16 protein-coding genes are annotated in these 17,160 nt (G+C 39.7%); 12 read left to right on the top strand and 4 right to left on the bottom strand.

Going from position 1 to position 17,160, the window contains the following annotated elements; translation table 11 throughout:
• Positions 1-41: 41 nt before the first annotated feature.
• Positions 42-1,547 (bottom strand): hypothetical protein, encoded by a 1,506-nt coding sequence (locus IPI59_06660; protein ID MBK7527223.1) that lies wholly within the window; start codon positions 1,545-1,547, stop codon positions 42-44.
• Positions 1,548-1,913: 366 nt separating this feature from the next.
• On the opposite strand from IPI59_06660, the gene IPI59_06655 reads away from it, so the two are divergent.
• Both IPI59_06655 and IPI59_06650 read left to right on the top strand, forming a co-directional pair.
• Complete coding sequence (locus IPI59_06655; protein ID MBK7527222.1) at positions 1,914-3,329, top strand: hypothetical protein; 1,416 nt, start codon at positions 1,914-1,916, stop codon at positions 3,327-3,329.
• Between the two features lie 166 nt (positions 3,330-3,495).
• The gene (locus IPI59_06650; GenBank protein ID MBK7527221.1) at positions 3,496-4,056 is read left to right on the top strand and encodes a YbjN domain-containing protein; all 561 of its coding nucleotides are present in this window, start codon (positions 3,496-3,498) and stop codon (positions 4,054-4,056) included.
• Here IPI59_06650 and IPI59_06645 read toward each other — a convergent pair whose 3' ends face one another.
• On the bottom strand, positions 4,057-4,773 hold the full coding sequence (locus tag IPI59_06645; GenBank protein MBK7527220.1) for a glycosyltransferase family 2 protein: 717 nt from the start codon (positions 4,771-4,773) through the stop codon (positions 4,057-4,059). It abuts the gene before it with no gap.
• Between the two features lie 114 nt (positions 4,774-4,887).
• Between IPI59_06645 and IPI59_06640 the strand changes: the two genes are divergently transcribed.
• The 7 genes from IPI59_06640 to paaC all read left to right on the top strand — a co-directional run bounded on the left by IPI59_06640 (position 4,888) and on the right by paaC (position 11,502).
• Positions 4,888-6,339: a DUF4271 domain-containing protein gene (locus IPI59_06640; GenBank protein ID MBK7527219.1), complete on the top strand. Its 1,452-nt coding sequence runs from the start codon at positions 4,888-4,890 to the stop codon at positions 6,337-6,339.
• A gap of 20 nt (positions 6,340-6,359) precedes the next feature.
• Entirely contained in the window at positions 6,360-7,160 is an 801-nt protein-coding gene (locus tag IPI59_06635; GenBank protein ID MBK7527218.1) for a uroporphyrinogen-III synthase, read from the top strand.
• Between the two features lie 415 nt (positions 7,161-7,575).
• Positions 7,576-8,157 carry a hypothetical protein gene (locus tag IPI59_06630; protein ID MBK7527217.1) on the top strand — a complete coding sequence of 194 codons (582 nt, stop codon included), beginning with the start codon at positions 7,576-7,578 and terminating at the stop codon, positions 8,155-8,157.
• An 83-nt stretch (positions 8,158-8,240) separates the two neighbouring features.
• On the top strand, positions 8,241-8,669 hold the full coding sequence (locus tag IPI59_06625; protein MBK7527216.1) for a DUF4293 domain-containing protein: 429 nt from the start codon (positions 8,241-8,243) through the stop codon (positions 8,667-8,669).
• A 95-nt stretch (positions 8,670-8,764) separates the two neighbouring features.
• On the top strand, positions 8,765-10,180 hold the full coding sequence (locus tag IPI59_06620) for a sugar transferase (protein MBK7527215.1): 1,416 nt from the start codon (positions 8,765-8,767) through the stop codon (positions 10,178-10,180).
• 139 nt (positions 10,181-10,319) lie between these two features.
• Positions 10,320-10,610, top strand: coding sequence for a 1,2-phenylacetyl-CoA epoxidase subunit B (gene paaB, locus IPI59_06615; GenBank protein MBK7527214.1), 291 nt, complete (start codon positions 10,320-10,322; stop codon positions 10,608-10,610).
• A 121-nt stretch (positions 10,611-10,731) separates the two neighbouring features.
• Positions 10,732-11,502 carry a phenylacetate-CoA oxygenase subunit PaaC gene (gene paaC, locus IPI59_06610; protein ID MBK7527213.1) on the top strand — a complete coding sequence of 257 codons (771 nt, stop codon included), beginning with the start codon at positions 10,732-10,734 and terminating at the stop codon, positions 11,500-11,502.
• A 46-nt stretch (positions 11,503-11,548) separates the two neighbouring features.
• Here the strand turns inward: paaC and IPI59_06605 are convergent, their stop codons facing one another.
• Positions 11,549-12,487 (bottom strand): LD-carboxypeptidase, encoded by a 939-nt coding sequence (locus IPI59_06605; GenBank protein MBK7527212.1) that lies wholly within the window; start codon positions 12,485-12,487, stop codon positions 11,549-11,551.
• A 356-nt stretch (positions 12,488-12,843) separates the two neighbouring features.
• On the opposite strand from IPI59_06605, the gene IPI59_06600 reads away from it, so the two are divergent.
• The 3 genes from IPI59_06600 to IPI59_06590 all read left to right on the top strand — a co-directional run bounded on the left by IPI59_06600 (position 12,844) and on the right by IPI59_06590 (position 16,069).
• On the top strand, positions 12,844-14,154 hold the full coding sequence (locus tag IPI59_06600; protein ID MBK7527211.1) for an HlyC/CorC family transporter: 1,311 nt from the start codon (positions 12,844-12,846) through the stop codon (positions 14,152-14,154).
• Positions 14,155-14,524: 370 nt separating this feature from the next.
• Positions 14,525-15,145 (top strand): hypothetical protein, encoded by a 621-nt coding sequence (locus tag IPI59_06595; GenBank protein MBK7527210.1) that lies wholly within the window; start codon positions 14,525-14,527, stop codon positions 15,143-15,145.
• A gap of 66 nt (positions 15,146-15,211) precedes the next feature.
• A complete protein-coding gene (locus IPI59_06590; protein ID MBK7527209.1) occupies positions 15,212-16,069 on the top strand; it encodes a hypothetical protein in 858 nt (285 codons plus the stop codon).
• Between the two features lie 236 nt (positions 16,070-16,305).
• On the opposite strand, the gene IPI59_06585 is transcribed toward IPI59_06590, so the two are convergent.
• The gene (locus IPI59_06585) at positions 16,306-17,151 is read right to left on the bottom strand and encodes an MBL fold metallo-hydrolase (GenBank protein MBK7527208.1); all 846 of its coding nucleotides are present in this window, start codon (positions 17,149-17,151) and stop codon (positions 16,306-16,308) included.
• Between the last annotated feature and the right edge of the window lie 9 nt (positions 17,152-17,160).

Raw genomic sequence — 17,160 nt, 5'->3', positions numbered from 1 at the left:
AATGCAACAATCAAGAATGATTAGTATTATTCTCGAATCTCTTATGGATGAAGAATGACTACTGGGCAGACTTGGTATCCGGAGTTGGTTTTTATGTGTAAATAATACATTCCGGATAAAAAACTTGTGGTTGAGATAGTAAAATCAGTTAAATCAAATTTTAAATCAGGCTGTTGTATTTGCCAAACTATTTGTCCGCCGCTGTTCAGCAGTTGAATTTGCTTAATATTGTTAATTACTGCTGTATTGGTAGCCTTAATGGTAATATTTGTATTAGCCAAAGTAGGTGTTATGGTAAAGTTTAGATTGTTGTTATTTGGGGGCAAAATTGGGGCAGACAATGCAATTGCCAGGCCGTTTATTATTTGCGTGGCAATGGTATCGGACTGGGCATTTAGCAGGGTTACTTTTTCAATAATCAGTTCAAAAGGAATATTTTCGGTTGTCTGTTTGCCGCTACCTATAATTACATCTTCCATAATAAAGTTTAGGGTGGCAATTCGGCCGTTACTGCTTATATTTGTTTTAGTGGGCCGCACTAAGGCAATATCCAAGTATCCGTCGTTGTCGTTGTGCATTAGGTTTAGCAAATTGGCGGTATCGGCACTTAGCCACGAGTCTGTGTAGTTAAGTTCGAAGGATTTTGGTTTTATTAAATTTTTAGGATACGCTATTTGCAAAGCAATTCCATATACGTCAAGTGCGGGTTGATTTATGGTGCCCAACAAAATTTCGGCCTTAACAGTTTGTTTGGCAATTAAAGTATCGGCGTTAATGGCTAATTGTAAGGGTATGCCAGCTTGTTCGCTTGTACTTTTGTTGCCTTTAAAGTGTTGTTTGCCATAGTTGTAGGCAATGGTGGCAACATCGTTAAGGTCAATAGTGCCGTCGCCGTTGCAGTCAACGTATTTAAAGTCAAGTTTGCAGTTAACACACTCTTTGCCCCAAACAGGCATATTAACAGGAACCCAGTTGTAATTGTAGGTATTAGTGGGGGTAGTTGTTTCGTTATAATGCAAGCCAATAGCTAAAACATCCCACACGTTGGCTGTGCCGTCATTATTGGCATCTCCGGGCCAAACGCAGTCAAGGCAAGTATAGATAATAACAACAGTGGCTATGGATTTTTCGAAGGTTTCCAAATCTGTCAGTTCGTATTCAAAATAGTCGGTATAGGTACTGTATTGATAGTTGCAATAATAATGCACATCTCCGGATAAAAAGTCGTAGGCAGCAGTTCCAAACAAAGGCGGGGTGGTTAAGTTTACACCCGTTTTAGTCTTATTTGGTATTAGGTCGTTACCGGTTAGTGTAATTGGAATAAAACTAAGCGGCGGCGTGGTAATATAAACAGTATCGTCAATAGCTTGAAGGGATAAGTTTTGCCCTTGCAGTTTTAAGCCAAAGCCTTCTAAAAAACAGTAATTAAAGCCAATTAAAGCCAAACCACCATACAACAACAGACGAAGGTGCTGTACTTTATTAGTGCAAATATTTAAGCGCCCATTAACAAAAAAGAAAAGGTTTTGTAAAGTTTTAGCTTGCATAACACAAATTAAATTAACGCATCGATAGTAACTGAACCATTTTTTTTAAGATTTTTGGCCATTTTTACCTTAAGATATAATAACGGCAATACAAAAATATAAATTACAAAATTGACGAAAAGTTACTAATTTTGTTGTTTTCCGGAGTATTTTTTTAAAAATAAATTTTCTTATTGATTATAAAAAACATATAAAATGCTGACAATCAGCATTTTAAGTACAAAATAGGCAAAAAAAAATTTAATCATTTTTTATCGTTTCCCGGAATAAGCAAAGGTAACAGCGTCTTTGGCGTATGGGGAACAGGTTTTTATTAGTAAAATTTTTGACATGCAGAGCAGTAAACTACTACACTTGTTAAAAAACATGCCTGGCAAACTATATCCGCGACTAAAAGAGTTTGTACAGGCTCCGTACTTTAATAAAAAGCAAGAAGTAGCCCTGCTTTTAAATTATTTATTGCAAACTGCCCCCGACTTTAAAGACGAACTTACCGATAAAAATATTGTTTGGCTGGCAATTTGCCCAGATTTGAGCTACGATGAAAAAGAGTTAAGCTACTGGATGAGCGACCTTTTGCACTTAATAGAAAATTTTATTGTGGTGGAGGAAATTGACAAAGCACCTATGCAAAAATACAGCATATTGCTAAAACAATACAACCAAATGGGCTTGGTTAAACATTTTCAGGCCACCATGAACAGTCTGCGAAAGCAACTTGAGCACTACCCATACCGCGACTCGGAGTACTATAATTTACAGTATTTGCTTAATTATAACGAAAACGTATTTTTTGAACGCCAAAAAGAACATCGCTACGACGAAAGCCTGCAACGAACAATTGAATTTTTTGACCATTATTACCTGAGCCATAAACTTAAATACTGTTGTGAAATTGTAAACCGCCAAAGCATTGTAAATAGCAGCTACGAGCCATTGTTGCTGAAAGAAATTTTGAATTATTTAAACAATACTCCGCAAGATCTTTACCCACCAATTGCCGTTTATCAAACTATATTAAACTGTTTTTTACACTTAAACGACCAATCTTATTTTGCCAAACTTAAAGATGTACTAAGCAATAATACCCAATATTTTAGCCGTATGGAGGCAAGAGATATTTACCTGCTTACTGCCAATTATTGCGTGAAACAAATTAATAAAGGTGTGGGGCGGTTTTTTGAAGAGTTGTTTATTATATACAAAGAGATGATAGAGTTGGGGCTAATATTTGACGCAGAAAACCAAATTTCGCCCTGGAGTTATAAAAATATTGTTGAGGTTAGTATTCGAAACAAACAATACCAATTTGCCGAAGATTTTATTAAAAACTACAAACATTACTTAGCACCGGCATTGATGAATAACGCTTACGCCTACAACTTGGCCAATTTGTATTTTCAACAAACCCGATACAAAGAAGCCATGAAACTACTACAAACAGTAAGCTTCGATGACCTATTTTACAGCACCGAATCAAAGATGTTGCTACTGCGAATCTATTACGAACTAAACGAAAAAGAGCCAATGCTGTCGTTATTTGAATCGTTTAGAATGTATTTGCGCCGAAATAAACAAATTACAGACGAAAAAAGAAAAGTTTATCTTAACTTTATCAAATTTTTAGTGCGCATAGACAAAATAAGACGAGGAAATACCCCCGAACTTGCTGAATTAAAAAAACGCATAGATGAAACTAAAAATACAGCTAACGCACATTGGCTAATTTCAAAAATTGACGAAAAAATGTCAAAATATACAAATCATGCAAAAAGGCAATAAATTTTTGAACCTACCTGTTTGCCATAGTGTTTTAGTATCCGGATATTTTTTTAGCCGCAAACCGCCCAAATATTGTTTACATTTGCAACTTAATTACTCAAGACCTAACTAAAATCAGCCAAACTAACCCAACTTAACCCGCTTAATCAATACCTTATTATTACCCATGGATCCTAATTTGCGCAACCCAAATAAAAACAATAATACCAATACCCCCGACCCCAGCCCGCAAACAACCCCTACTACCGAAACCGAGCAAAATCCCAAAATCATTACATGGCCTAACCCCCTGCCAGAATACACCATGATTGAAAAAGTAATAAGCGATTTAGGGTTAGTTGCCGCCGAATGCCGCTCAAACAGTGCCGGATACTGGGAAGTCGTCAAGGGTAGTGCAAAAATTTGGATTGGCATTTACCAAGCCCAAAGCGACCAAAAATATTATTTCGAGGTTTTATCGGGTGTTATGCAGGTGCCGCAAAACAACGCAGGAAATTTAGCCCTCGATTTATTGGCACTTACGCATGGGTTAGTTGGCGTTGCATTTACCATTTATCAAGGGCATATTTATTTGCGTGGCTCGCGCGAGTTAGAAGGGTTAGACGAAAAAGAGGCGCTAAACATACTTACCCGTGTAGGCAGCATTGCCGACAACTACGACGAGGAACTACAAAAAAAATACCCACACCAACGAAGCATCGGCTATATTCCGTCGTCAACAAAATAATTAGCGCATAAAATACACCTTAAAAATTGTTCCTAAAATTTTGTACCCAGCCAAAAATACGCCCATAATATTGCCACTTACCTTCGATTTTCCTGTTAAACGCGGCCTGTATTTTACGGCTATTTCGGTTGTTTTGAACCCATATTTAGCGGCTTTTGCCTGCATTTCAACCGTCCACCCATAAGTTTTATCGGCCATGTTTAATTGTTGCAAGGCAGGCCAGGTAATAGCCCTAAATGGCCCAAGGTCGGTGCAAGGCTGGCCATACAGCCAACGCAACAACAAGGCAGCGAGCCAGTTGCCAAAACGCTGCGGCATAGTCATGGCATTGGGCGGCAGGGGTAGCAACAACCGCGAACCTATTACAAGTTGTGCTTCTTTTGCCAATAGCGGCGCTAAAATATTAGATAAATCTTCGGGGTAATCAGCGTAATCAGCATCACAAAAAGCTACTATATCCGGAAGATTTTCAGGTGGCAGTTTAGCCAAATAGTTTAAGGCACACAAGCAAGCATGGCCATAACCAAGTTTATTTTCGGTAAGTACTGTTGCGCCTGCCTGTAAGGCGTTGCCGGCAGTTTGGTCGGTCGAGGCGTTGTTTACCACAATAATTTGCGGGGTAGCGGGCAAATTGGGCAAAGCTTTAAGCTCGCGTACAACACGCCCCACCGAGCCAGCCTCGTTATGGGCAGGTATAATAACGTAAAGGTTCAAAATCGCTGTTACTATAAAAAATAATAACTAAACAAGCAAAAAATCAAAGGGTTCGGCTACGGCCCAACAATATTTCAGTACACATATCTTATATTTTACCCGTATCTTTGCAGACAAATGGGTTTGTTAGCAGTTGTATTATTTGTTGGTCTTGTTCTGTTTTTATTAGGAGGCGAGCAACAGCAACCAAAATATTTCCGGATGAAGATGATTTTTATTGCATCTAATATCCGGATAATAAACTGGTTTTTTGCCCTATTCTGTCCTCTTCGTTTTGCTCTTTTCTTTTTTTTGACTATAGTATCAAGCAGTACCACCTTGGGACAAACTACCGATACATCGAGCAGAGGACAGCAACCCAACGCTGCTACTACTACCACAACCGCTAAAACCGATACGGCACCTGCTACGCCAAAAGCAACAAATCTTACACCGCCGCTTCTTCCGGAAACAACAAACAGCGGCAGCAATAATTACTACAACTACAACCAAAACACCTCCCCTCTTACAAGTCCCAACCCGCGCCGCACCCGCCCCACCGACAGTTTGCAATTACAATTTAAAGCAAAAACCAATACCGATACTACAACAAACACCGCCACCATAACAAGCACCACCACTATTGATACCACAAATTGGTTATACCCTCCCCCGCCAACTGAAGGTGTAAGTTATGGCATACAGTATATATATGTGCCTATTATTTACCAACTGGCCTGGCAAACCGCTAAAAATTACGCCGACAGTTGCCAACTTGAGGACGGGCAAACGCTTATAACCCCACCTAACAACACCCGCTATTTTTACCCCGACACCTTTGCCACAAATTTAGCCCTGCTGGTCGATACCTTTAAAGCACCGCAACCCCAAATTGTACATGCCGGCACCCCCCGCCCCACTAATAGCCACAGCCTTTTGTTTGCCCTCTTTTTAGCTATTCTAAGCCTTGTAAGTTTAACCCGCCTGCAATATTTTAGCTATTGGCATGGTGCTTACAGGGCGGTCTTAAATTTTAACCTATCGAGGCAGTTTTACGATGACTGGAACCAATTTAAAGAAATACCCGCCTTGCTAATGGATATTATTAGCGTGCTAACTTTTGCCGGATGGATTTTTTTAATGGCTAACTATTTTGGATTTAAATGGCCAAACAACGATAATATACAAATTAATTTGCCTATATGGACATTATACCCAGTACTAACCGTTGCTTTAGGCAGTTTATTTACCATACGTATTATAAGAATGCGCCTATTAGCTAATGTTTTACCGCATAAAACCGAAATTTTATTTTATTTACTCAACGAGCGTTTAGCCCATTTTACCACAAGTATAATTTTATTACCCTTGCTGTTTGCCATAGCATTTGGCAATGATTTGGTGCAAAAAATAGCAATATATACCAGCTTTGCCATATTTTTACTATTAATAATTTATAAAATTTACAGGGGGCTGCTTTGCAGTCAAAAAATCATTAAGATGCATAAATTCCATTTTTTTGCGTACCTTTGCACCCTCGAAATCGCACCCATAATAATATTATATAAACTAATAGCGCGATGGCTATAACTACTCCCCAAATTAGCCAAATGGACAACACGGAAACACCGATAAAAACAATGGTTGAGCGCGAGGTAAAATCTATATTAATTACCCAGGCACGCCCCGAAACAGGCCGCTCGCCCTTTGATGCCTTAGCCGAAAAATACAATTTGAAAGTTGATTTTAGGGCTTTTATACAAGTTGAAGGCTTAACAGTTAGCCAGTTCAGAAAACACCGGATTAACCCCTTAGATTACACAGCAGTTATTTTTACTAGTCGCCACGCCGTAACACACTATTTCCGGATTTGTGACGAACTGCGCATTCGTATGCCTCAAACTATGAAATACTTTTGTGTAACCGAGGCTATTGCTCTTTATTTACAACGCTACGTACAATACCGCAAACGAAAAGTATTTTTTGAAAAAACCGAAACAATAGCAGGCCTTAAAGAACTGCTTAAAAAGTATAAAACAAAAGAAACGTTTTTATACCCGTGCTCGGCAACCCGCAGTACCGACGAACTGCCCAGCTACCTGCAAGACAATGGCTTCAATTACGCCGAAGGTCCTTTTTACGATACGGTTCCAAGTGACCTGTCGGACTTAAAAGAGGTTTTTTACGATATTATTGTGTTTTTTAGCCCGTTGGGGGTAAAATCCCTATTCGACAATTTTCCGGATTTTGCCCAAAAATACACCCGCCTTGCCGCATGGGGCAACACTACCGGCAAAGCAATTTTAGACCTCGACCTCATTTTAAATATTCCAGCACCTACTGATCAATTTCCGTCTATGGTGGCTGCTATTGAAGCCTATATAAGGTGCGTAAACAATATTACCCCCTAACTTGCGCATTATATTGTATTTTGTTTTAATTATTAAAACTGCAACAAAACAATTTCGTTGTGGTATCCTTGCAACTGCAATAAATTGGCAAACAAACTTGTTTTGTATTATATAAAACCTGCTCATTTACTTCAATTGCTGCCAGCCCAATGCTTGTTATACACTTTTTTACCAGAAAAACACCGTTATATATACTTCCGGAAATAGGCAATTAATTGGTAAAAGAGCTAACTTTGCTTGCTTGTTTGTTAGCAGGGTTTTATCTTTTTCTTTGTCTGTTTTTTTCTTTTATTTTTTCTACACAGCTATACAGTTGCTTGTTTAATTAAGTTTAATTTAATTTGTATTGGCTACCAATAATCTAATGAAAAACAATACTTTTTGTCCAATTTATAAGCTCTCATTATTTTGTACCTTGTTGTGCCTGTACTTTTTTTTAGGGAGTTGCAAAAACGACAACTATACCCCAAAGCCAACTGGGTATCCTCGTGTTGTTTTTCCAGCCGCCACAAACTACCAAATATACAACGCCCCTGCTTGCCCTTTTACCTTTGAAACGGCCTCGTATAGCCGGGTTGAAAAAGATTCGTTGTTTTTTAATAAAGCTCCGGAAAACCCCTGTTGGATGAACATAAAATACCCCAACCTTAACGCCCAGCTTTATTTATCTTACAAACCCATTACAAAAACCGACAAAAACAACCTAAGCCGCTTAGTAAACGATGCCTACAAAATGAACAGCAAACACGTAAGAGCTGCCGATTATATTGAAGACAGCGTGTTTACTACCAAAAACGGGGTACATGGAGTTTATTATGCTGTTGGCGGAGATGCTGCCTCATCAACCCAACTTTACCTAACCGATAGTGTGCAACATTTTATTTGGGCCTCGTTGTACTTTGCCAATGTCCCAAACGAAGACTCTATAGCACCGGTAGTTAATTTTTTACGCAAAGACATTGACCACCTAGTAAACTCATTTAAATGGAAACAATAATTGCTTTTCTGAACCTGTTTTTTTGCCAACCTATAACTCAAAAAAATTTCTTTTTTAAATAAAAATTACACCCATCTATATACATGATACAACGAATACAAAGTATTTATTTGGCCGTTGCCACCATAATATTAAGCCTGGCCGCATTTTTGCCCGTACCTTTTGCTTATAGCGGAACCAATCCGCTATTTTATAATATAAGTTTTGATGCCACTAATACCAGCGCTCTCGTTTTAGGTGGCCTAACCATATTAGCGGCAATAGTTGCCCTCGCCAATATATTTTTGTTCCGAAACCGCAAATTACAACTTAAAATTTGCACCCTTACCAGCCTTCTATTACTACTAATGATTGTTGCCGGTGCTTATTTTTTGTTATCTGATACCCACACACCCGACCAACCTTGGGCCGGAACTGCTTTTCCGCTATTAGGCTATATCTCAAACTGGTTAGCCCGCCGCAATATTAACGCCGACCAAAAATTAGTTGAAAGCGCCGACCGCTTGCGGTAAAACAAGCAAAAGGCATTTTTGCCTTTTCTAACCTTATAAAACGCCCAAAAACACTCCATTTTAAGCAAAATAACGCTTGATTTTTTTACCCACCCATGCGCGAAATTCGTAGAATAGGAATTATTACTTATATTATTGCCGATTTTTTTGCGGCTTCAATAAGTTGGTTTCTGTTCTATGTATTCCGGAAAATATATATAGAAGAATTTCCCTGGAGCAGCCAATCTTTTGCCGATTTAAAACTGTTTGCTTTAATACTCATTTTGCCACTTTGTTGGATAGGCTTACACTTTTTATCGGGCAGCTATACCGATATTTACCGAAAATCGCGTATTGACGAGTTTAACCGCACTGTAGTTACTACATTTATTGGGGTATTTATACTGTTTTTTACTATAATTATTGACGATTTTGTTTTTAGCTACACGCAATATCATAAACTATTTGTAGTACTGTTTTTATTGCAGTTATTTATTACCTTTTTATTTAGGCTATTGATATTAACCCGGGCAAAATCGCAGCTCGAATCCGGACAAATTGGCTACAAAACCATTATTGTTGGCAGCAACCAAAATGCCGTTGAACTTTATACCGATATATCAAGGCGCGAGCGCTCGTTAGGCTATCATTTTGTGGGCTTTGTACAAGCAGTCAATATAAATGGCAATTTATTGGGCAAATATTTACCCAGTTTAGGCACGGTAGCGCAACTTCCACAGCTAATAAAACAACACCATATTGACGAAGTTATTATAGCTATTGAATCGGCAGAGCACCACCAGTTAAACAATATTATAAACTCGATGGCCGACCAATTAGTGGTAATAAAAATTATTCCGGATATGTACGATATTTTGGCCGGCTCGGTAAAAATGAACCATGTTTTGGGTGCCGTACTCATCGAAATTTATCCGGATTTAATGCCCACCTGGCAGCAAAATATTAAACGATTTATAGACGTTACAGCCTCTTTCACTGTGTTATTACTGCTGCTTCCAGTATATTTATTTATTGCTTTGCGCGTAAAACTTTCATCTAAGGGGCCAATTTTTTACCAGCAAGAACGGGTAGGCAAAGGCGGCAAACCATTTTTTATCTACAAATTCAGGTCTATGGTGGTCGAGGCCGAAAAACATGGCCCAGCCCTGTCAAGTAAAAACGACCCCCGCATTACCAAATGGGGGCAAACGATGCGCAAATGGCGCTTAGACGAGTTGCCACAGTTTATAAACGTTTTACGCGGCGACATGTCGCTGGTAGGCCCCCGCCCCGAAAGGCAATTTTATATCAATCAAATTGTAGAAATTGCCCCCGCTTACCGTCATTTATTAAAAGTTAAACCAGGTATTACTTCGTGGGGGATGGTAAAATTTGGCTATGCCGAAAACGTTACACAAATGGTCGAGCGTATGCGCTACGACCTGTTGTATATTGAAAATATGTCGTTGGCTATTGATTTTAAAATTATGATTTATACGGTGCTGATTTTGTTTCAGGGGACCGGCAAATAATTCATTCCGGATAAATTTTTTCCGGATAATTAAACAGTAATTGGGTATCTTTGCACATCGCAAACAGCTTATTTATTTTGTTTATTTAGCTGCCTTTTTCATTTTCATCAACACTAACTGTTTTAATATTATTTAGTATATGGCAAACCGCAACGAATGGCCTCTTTTTGAGGTGTTTATACGAAGCAAACAAGGTTTAAACCACAAGCATGTTGGCAGTTTACATGCCGCCGATGCCCAAATGGCATTAGAAAACGCACGCGATGTTTATACCCGCCGTAGCGAGGGCATTAGTATTTGGGTTGTTGAATCGAAACACATAACTGCTTCGAACCCCGATGATAACGGTGCTTTTTTTGACCCCGCCGACGACAAAGTTTATCGCCACCCAACTTTTTATAATCTGCCCGACGAGGTTAAACATATTTAGCATAACCGCAAAAATTAAGCTTTGTTGCAAAATAACAGAAACGATTTTTTGGTTTAGTTTCTTTTCTTTCCATGTGTTTACCCAGCTTGTTGTAAAATTATACGTCTCCACCTAATCATTTATGCAGTTAAAAAATAACACCCCATTAGCACTATATTGCCTTCGGCTTGCCGACGACTCGCTTATTGCCGGCCACATGGTATCGCAGTGGTGTGGGCACGGCCCCGTATTAGAACAAGATATTGCCCTTATTAATATGTCTCTCGATTTATTGGGGCAAGCGCGCAATTTATATCAATATTGTGCCGAACTTAACGGCGGGCTGCCCTTTACCGAAGATACTTTTGCCTACCACCGAGACGAGCGCGAGTTTTACAACCATCTATTAGTTGAACTGCCTAATGGCGATTTTGCCCACACCATAGCCCGGCAACTATTTTTGGCTACTTATCAATATTATTTGTACCAAGCCCTTAGCCAAAGTACTAACCTGCAATTAGCCGCAATTGCTCAAAAATCGGTTAAAGAAACTGCTTATCACCTGCGCTATACCAGCGAGTGGGCAATTCGTTTGGGCGACGGCACCAACGAAAGCCACACCCGAATGCAACAGGCCATTGATGCCATTTGGCCTTATACCGGCGAGTTGTTTACCCCTAATAAAATTGACCAGGCCTTATACCAACAAAACATAACGCCAAACCTTGAGGCTATTGCTACGCTTTGGCAACAACATATAACCAGCGTATTTAACGAGGCCACCCTCATCCAACCAAGCATCAAAACCTGGATGCAAAAAGGTGGCATCGACGGCGTTCATACCGAATACTTAGGCCCTTTGTTGGCCGAAATGCAATATTTGCAAAGGGCGCATCCGGGGGCTAACTGGTAAAAACCTATTTTGCCTATTTACCAGCAATATTTATTTGCTCATCCCTCTATATACCGACTATATTTTGTTGCCAGTTTGCGCCATTTTCACTTACAACTAATTGGCCAGGCAAGCCTAAATACAAAGCCCTATTATCGGGTTGATGCCCAGCCGGCAAGCCATATAACGCCGGATAGGAATACGCAGCAACATGCTCGGCAATGATTTCGTAGCATGTTTTATTAAATGGCGTTGCCGTGTCATTCATTTGGGTAAAGCTGCCAACTACTAATCCGGATAAATTTGCCAAATGCCCCCCCCGCTTTAAGGTTATCAACATGCGGTCAATATGGTACATGTATTCTCCTACATCTTCAATAAATAAAATTGCATTTTTAGTTTTAAGTTGGTCGCGGGTGGTTAGCAAACTATATAATATTGATAAATTGCCACCAATTAAGCGACCATTGGCCTGGCCATACCTGTTTAAATGGTGAGCGGAAGTTTGGTAATTAAGGTTTTCTCCGGAAAACAAGGCCTGACGCAGCGTTTCAAGTGCTTGGGGTGTGGCGTTTTCAAACATTATAGGCATGGTGGCATGAATGCAAGCAAAACCCATTCGCAATAGTCGCGCAAATAAAACAGTAGTATCGCTAAAGCCTACCACCCATTTTGGAAACCGTTTAAACTGGTTAAAACGCAGCAAATCAATAACTCGAACGGTGCCATACCCTCCGCGCAAAAAAATAATGGCCTTAGCTTGCTTGTGGTTTAGCGCCGCCTGAAGCACTTGCGCCCGGTGGGCATCGGTGCCGGCATAAATAGTGCTTTGCGCCAAAATTTGATCGTTGTATTGCACCTTTAAACCCCAGCTCTCATAAGTTTTAACGGCAATTTGCAAAGTGGACTCCGATACGCTATAAGCAGGGGCAACAAGTACAACCGTATCACCGGCACGTATTATGGGCAACAACGATGATGATGATGATGATGATAAGGACGACATTAATCAGAGACCGTTGTAATGTGTTTTAAAATGAAACAGCGTCTTGTTTGGGCTAATACATCCGGATAAAAAAACTTGTAGTGTTGTAGGGCTGTGGTAGTTTTATGTCTATCCGGAATTTGCCGCACAAAATTACACGAAACAAGGCTAATAAACCATAAAGCACAGTGTCTTAACTCAAACTTGAGTGTTGTTTTGTAATTTTGCATTATCTTTAGCGCGTATTTAAGCACGTAAATAGGTTTGCCCTTTATTTAGGCATGTTGTTTGCTTTTTTTTTGACTGCCACCCCAACACAAACGGCAATAATAATAACCCTGAGTTGTATTTTTAGGTAAGGGTTTTAATATTTTATTGTGGAACTACTTATTATAATTTTATTGGTTTTACTGAACGGTTTTTTCGCCTTAGTCGAAATAGCCTTAGTATCGTCGCGCAAAATTAAATTAGAAGATAAAGCCCGCAAAGGTAGCCTTGGTGCATCGTCGGCATTAGATTTGTTAAAACGCCCCGAGCAATTACTCTCGACCATGCAAATTGGCATTACCTTAATTGGCGTGGTATCGGGGGCATACGGGGGGGCCGCACTTACCGACACGGTACGCCCCTTTTTTGAACAGTTTGAAGCCTTACAACCATACGCGCAGCAGTTAGCTTTTGGTAGTACGGTAACGTTTATTACTTATTTGTCGTTGGTATTAGGCGAGTTAGTACCCAAAACGCTTGGCTTAACCAACCCCGAAGGTATTTCTATCATTTTGTCGCCGTTTGTGCGTATCTTAACAGCCATTGCCTACCCAATTTCGGCATTTTTAAGCTTTTCGACCCGCGTAGTATTAAAATTGTTGATGATACGCGAAAAAGTCGAGTCACCAATTTCAGAAGATGAGGTAAAATTAATGATCGAACAAGGCGTTCAGCATGGCACTTTCGAGGCCAAAGAAAACGAAATGATCAACTCAATTTTTAAATTTGCCGACCGCAAAGCCAACTCTATAATGACTAACCGGCGCGATATTATTTGGTTTGATATTAGCGAGTCAATAGACGAAATGCGGCAGCAAACTTTAGAAGTGCCCCACTCTAAAATACCCATTTGCGATGGCGATATTGACCATATTTTGGGTATTTTGCCCGCCAAAGAGTTTTTGCGACTGCTCAACAACAAAGAAGATTTTGACTTGCAAACCCTGTTAAACAAACCTGTTTATGTGCCCGAAAACAGCCGTGCAATTAAAGTATTAGAAGAGTTTAGAAAAAAACGCACTTATACCGGAATTGTAGTAGATGAGTACGGCTCGACAGCGGGCTTAATTACCCTATACGATTTGGTGGAAAATATTTTTGGCGACCTGCCCGACCTTAACGACACCGAACACGACGAATGGTTGGTAGTGCGCGAAGATGGCTCGTTACTAATAGACGCTGGCACTGCTATTGAAGACCTGAAAGACCATATTGTTTTGCCCGAATTTGACGAGCAAGATGAAGATTATACTACTTTAGCCGGATTTGCTATTAAACAACTTAACCACTTGCCCAAAACCGGCGAACGTTTTACCGTTGGCGATTACCTGTTCGAAATTATTGACATGGACTTTAACCGCGTTGACCGCATTTTGGTTACGCCATCTAACAAAAATAACCACTTACAAAACGAGGGGTAGTTTGCCGCTTTAGTTTTGAGTGAATTCCTTTTCCGGATCAATAACGTTTTACTTCATTTAATTAAAACCTTGTTGTTTTAATTCGAAGATTATTTCCTTTACTTGGCCTTTTATTTGAATTTACAAGGCGAATTGAAGCAAAAAACTATTTATTTTTTTAAAAACAAGGCAATTAATCGTTGTTTTAAAAATTATAACTTATTGATTGTCAGTATATTATTTTATTTTTTTAAAAAAATAATACCTATGGCTGTTTAAAAACGTGGTTAAAATGTGGTTTTAATGGCTTTGTTTGCAAATGTACTTTTGTAGCATCAAAACAAACAAAATCAAATTAATTCATTTCTTATTTTTAAACATTGAAATCCTAATGATAAACTTAGTTTTAACCACCAGCAAAAAGCTTTTTGAAACAAAAACATCATTATTAACAAAAAAACAAAGTCCCCAAATCATGAAATCTTTTTCTATTCTTGGCACATTTTTTTGCTTTGCCTTGCTTGTATCCGGAACGAGCCTTCAAGCTCAATCTCCTTTTAATCTCGACGATATATCCATTTCAAATCCTCCTACCGGACTTTGTTCAAAAGCAGATTTGCGTTTTACCACATTCACCGTACAATCTATTGTCAAGGGTAAAATTGTCAATTCAGGAGCATATCGGGCATACACGGTTAATTTCCGTGCAACGATAATAAATAGTGGCTCAAGCGCAAGTACCACTTGCAACCTAGAGCCGGAATACAGACGGCTAGGTGAAAACAATTTCTTTTATGCCGGATGCCAGAGTTTTGCCCCTTTAAATGCTGGTGCTTCAAGGGTTGTTGAGGGAAGCATGGGCATACGCATTCCGATATCAGAAAACAAGGCTAAAATACGATTGTACATAGACTCTCCTTGTGCCGAAGAGCATTTACCAACCTATGTTTATGTAAGTGAATGTGATGAAACAAACAACTACTCTAAGATTGTATCTATAAACTTACCTTAATACAGATTGTCCACAGCCAAAAAAATCAAATTAATTCACTTCTTATTTTTAAACATTGAAATCCTAATGAAAAACTTAGTTTTAACCCTCGTCTTAACTTTAGTGGCTTTAGCCAATATCAATGCTCAAACTCCTTACGGCAACAGCGTAACCCCAAGGCGCGGAACTGGTAAAAATACCGCCGACTTAACTGCAATTGTCGAAAAGTTTAAAAAAGATTTAGGTGGCCAAAACAACGGCACAGACGCATCGGGCACTTTAACCACTGGCCGCCGCGAAATTAACTGGGATGGCGCACCTGATAAAGTCTCTGACCCACAAGATTTTCCAGTCGATTTTTTTAATGTTAATTCAAAACGCGGTGCTGTATTTTCAACACCCGAAGGCGACGACCTTAAGGGTTTCCGGATGAGTGCCGACTCAGAAAATCCAACAAACACGCCTGTTCGGTTCGGCAGTTTAAACCCCAGCTACGCAAAAGAATTTACAACTTTCTCGGCCGAGCGTTTATTTAGCTATTTAGACCATAATAATTTTGTGATCGAATTTTTTATATCCGGAACGGAAACACCCGCTGTTGTATCTGGTTTTGGTGCCGTACTTTGCGATGTGGATTTAGCCAAAAAAAGCACCATCGAATACTTTGATATTGATGGCAATAGTTTAGGTAAATTCGACTATTTAACACTCGATAAAGGCCTGTCATTTGTAGGGGTTAGTTTTGGCAAGCCAATAGTTCACAAAGCTATAGTAACTACTGGAAACACCCCGCTTGAAGATGACGGCAGCTCGCCTAACGATGGTGGCAGCATTGATGTAGTAGCCGTTGATGACTTAATCTATGGCGAACCACAACTACCTGCTCCCCCTACACCCACTCACGACCGTACAAAAGGCGCACCAAAAGCAAAAGGTTATAGATAACCAACCTCCTAATCAAATTAAATAGAAATATCTGTATAGTTTTTGGTTTGTCGTTTAAAAAACTCGGCAGTACTTATTGATATAAGTTTCTGCCGAGTTTTTTATTTTTGTTTTATTTTAGGAATTACTTTGTTGAAGGTGCTTAGTTTTTAAATATCCGGAAAATGCACTGCCCGTTTATTACACTCCAAAACTAAAACAAGGCTAATTTTATTATTAGCAATTTATTTCCTTCGTTACAGTTCCTCTAAAGCAAAAGTTTGGTTAATAACCATGCCGCCACCTTTTTCAGATGGCTGTAAGGTAGCGCAGGCAATTTGGGGGTCGTGTTCAAAAAACAGCACATAATTTTGGTGTGCAGCGGCCCTTTGGTAAAGGGCTTGTTTTTCGGCCATAGTAACCAAGGGCTGGGTGTCGTAGGCCATAACGTAGGGCAGCCGCGCATGGTGCGACGAAGGCATTAAATCGCTAATATAGGCAATCGTATAATTTTTATATTTAACGTGTGGCATCATTAGAGCCTGCGTATGCCCGTTTGAAAATATCAACTCAATGTGTGGATGTAAAAAAACACCTTCGGCAGCAAATTGCAATTGCCCGCTCGCTTGTAGGGGCAAAAAATTTTCGGGCAAAAACGAGGCTTTTTCGCGGGGATTGGGTTGGTTGGCTAATTGCCAATGTTGTTCGTTGCTCCAATAAACCGCATTTTTAAAAGTCGGGGCTAATTTCCCATCCGGAAGCCTTTGGACTGCGCCGCCACAATGGTCAAAATGCAAATGGGTAAGCAGTACGTCTGTAATATCGTCCGGATGAAAACCATGCGCGGCCAAAGATTTAGTTAAATTTGCCTCGCCAAATGGTTGGTAATGACTAAAAAACTGCTCGCTTTGCTTGTTGCCCAAGCCACAATCTACAAGTAACAAGTGGTTATTGGTTTGCACTAACAGGCAACGCATAGCCCAAGTACAAAGGTTGTTGGCATCGGGCGGGTTAAGTTTTTGCCAAATAGTTTTCGGAACAACGCCAAACATAGCGCCACCGTCTAACTTAAAAAATCCGGTTTCGATGGTGTATAGTTGCATTGTGCAAAG

Source organism: Sphingobacteriales bacterium (assembly GCA_016706405.1).
In the GTDB taxonomy this organism is placed as follows: Bacteria; Bacteroidota; Bacteroidia; order Chitinophagales; family UBA2359; genus BJ6.
The sequence above is the reverse complement of the archived record's forward strand: the minus strand, read 5'-3'. Positions and strand labels throughout refer to the sequence as shown.